At 27.0% G+C, this 2,246-nt stretch carries 1 pseudogene; it reads right to left on the bottom strand.

The annotated features are described in order from the left end of the window. Window positions 1-34 precede the first annotated feature (34 nt). Window positions 35-1,974 (bottom strand): annotated as a pseudogene (locus tag P690_RS04035) (S8 family serine peptidase). Window positions 1,975-2,246 lie beyond the last annotated feature (272 nt).

Genomic DNA, 2,246 nt, shown 5'->3' on the forward strand with positions numbered 1-2,246 from the left:
TTTTTAGATAGTTTTCCATAATTAAATATAAATCCTAAATTCTTTCTTTTGTTCAAGATAAAGCTAGTTCTGTTTCTGTTTTAGATGGTTTTTGATTCGGCTTAGAAACAATGATTTCGTAAGATCCATCCTCTGTAATAGGCACTTGTAGAAATTCAAAATTATTTAATGATTCTGTTCTTTTAAAAATGCTACCATCGGTTTTTCTAAAGATCAAATCGAAGTTTTGTTCATCATAATTTATTGAACTAGTTAAATCTTTATTGTTTTGTTCTCATCTATATACAGTTGAACTTGAAGGTTTAAATAATCAAGATAAACTAATTCTTAAGTTATCACCTTTTTTTAACTGCAGCCTTTCTATTGTTAAGCTTTTATCAACGTTTTTAAATTTTCATAAATTATTCACTAAAACATCACTACTATCAGTCCATCTTATATATTTAAGATTATTAAATGCAGATCATAATTTTTGATAATTTAGTATCCCCACACCTTGAGAAGGATCTAATCTATTTTTCTCTACAGTTTTATCGTTTTTTTCATTTGTTGATGAAACGCCTAATGTTGCTTTAGCAATAATTGAATTAATTCCTAGTTATATTTTTCCTTATATTGAATTAGTGTATTAGCCAAGACACCAGATACAAAAGGGGCAGAATAACTTGTTCCCTATTTTCTTGAATTTTTAAATGGATATGAAGAACCATTAGCCAAAATAAGAGGTGAGCTATATGTATTTGACCCTCGTGATGAAAATCAACTTAATGATTTATCATCGTTGTTAGAACCAACTAATATGCTGTTATATGACAGATCAAAACCAAATAATTTTGGAAGATTTGTATTTCCTTCATTACCTGCTGCAATTACAAATATCAAATCTCTTTCGTTTGCAGTTAATAGATCTAAGAATCTTGAGTAGTAATTATATTTAAATAAATTCGAATTAGCATTTTTCGGTTTCCCTATACCCCAAGAATTATTAACAATTTTTAAGTTATCAATGCGTCTTATATAATCTATTTCATTATCTAAACCTGAAAAGGCATATAAAAGCGAACTATTAAATAGATTTGCTTTCACTCCATATAAATTATGGTAAGGATTTACTCCATTTATTCCAGAAATTACTGAAGCAACTTCCGTAGAGTGATTTCCGTATGTCGGTTTATGAAACAACCCGTTTCAATAAGAATCTCATCTATTGTAGACATTGGTTATCTTTTTGTCGAAATAATAAGAATTATTAGCATCAATTAAAGCTCGTTCTGGATGTTTATCACCTTCACCTACCTCAAATACAGCTATAACAATTCTTTTTTGACCGTAATAATTAACTTGATGATCTACATGTTGTATAATTACATTTCTATCTAGATCAGTATAGTAGTTGGATTCAAAGTTATTCCTATATCTGTTTAAGTTTTGTGATAATCCACCACCATTAACGTAACTGTCCTCAACCCCATTTATGATCGCTATAGAAGGATTAGATTCAATCTTTTCATCATTTTCTATTTCATAAAAATCCCCAACCAGGTCGTATGTGTTTAAGAAACTATCAAACTGTTTTTTATCATCTGAATTCTTTTTGAAAGAAAGTGTAACTAAATAATAATTTTTGATTGCAAGGCTTTTTTTCGCGTATAGAACTTGGGGTTGCTGTTTTATAAGTTTCAAAATATTATCATGGTTGAAAATATCAAAATTGCCTTTAAAGGTAATAAAACCTTTAAAGTAATCGTTCTTTTCAAAGTCATAAAGCGAATCGCTAGATTGATCAACTAGGTTTTCTGTTTCATTATTTAGTACTTTGGTATTTGTTTTATCTTTATTAATAACTCCGTTGGTAGTTTTATTAATTAAGCTCTTAGTATTAGTTTTTTTATAACTGTTGAAAACGACAGATAACGGAAATGCTGCTCCTGTTACTCCTAGTGAAATTACACTTATAATTTTATTTAACTTCATAAAATCTCTTAATAATAAATGTAAATAACCCAAACTAATTTTGAATTAATAGATATATCTATTTATTCAAAGATTTTTTAAAATATCATTTTTAAAGATTTAAAAATAATAACTTGGACTATCTTATAAATCAACTAATATAACTTATATTAATATAAGAAATCGACTTTTGTGTCAAATTTTTAAGTATTAAGATTTTGTGCACCGAATTCAATTTTGTGTAAAACAATTAATTAACTCAAAAAAGAAAGGTTAATATAATTTTATAAACG

The sequence above is a fragment of the Mycoplasma imitans ATCC 51306 genome (genome assembly GCF_000518305.1).
Lineage (GTDB): Bacteria > Bacillota_I > Bacilli_A > Mycoplasmatales > Mycoplasmoidaceae > Mycoplasmoides > Mycoplasmoides imitans.